1 pseudogene is annotated in these 595 nt (G+C 75.0%); it reads left to right on the top strand.

Annotation, left to right across the window (positions count from 1 at the left end):
* Positions 1-595: pseudogene (locus ACI79G_RS24980) on the top strand (FxSxx-COOH system tetratricopeptide repeat protein); the annotation flags it as partial.

Genomic DNA, 595 nt, shown 5'->3' on the forward strand with positions numbered 1-595 from the left:
GAGCGGCTGCTGGCCGAGCTGCGCGGCCGGGACCGCTGGCTGCTGGTCTTTGACAGCGCGGAGAGGCCGGCCGACGTCGCCGCCTACCTGCCCGGCGGGGCCGGGCATCTGCTGATCACCTCGAGACACCCCGGCTGGGGCGCGCTGGGTGGCCGGCTGGAGGTCGACGTGCTGGCCCGGGCGGAGACCATCGCCCTGCTGCGGGCCCGCATCCCGGCCCTGAGCGATCATTTGGCCGACGAGCTCGCCGCCGAGCTGGGCGATCTGCCATTGGCCGCCGCACAGGCCGCCGGCTATCTGGAGCAGACCGACCTGCCGCCGGCGGACTATCTGCGCCGCTTTCGCACCCGCCGGGCCGGCCTGCTGGCCCGCGGCGAGGTTCTGGGCTATGCCGAGCGGCTCGACACCGCCTGGGCGCTGTCCCTGGAGCGACTCGAGTGCGAGGACCCGGCCGCGGTGCGGCTGCTGGAGCTGGCCGCCTTCCTCGCCCCCGAACCCATCCCAGTCCGCCTGTTCACCGAGTACGTCACGTTGCTGGAGGAGCCGCTGCGGGCGGCCGCCGCCGACCCCGACGCGCTGGCCGACACCATCGGCG

The organism is Geodermatophilus sp. SYSU D00779, from assembly GCF_054050595.1.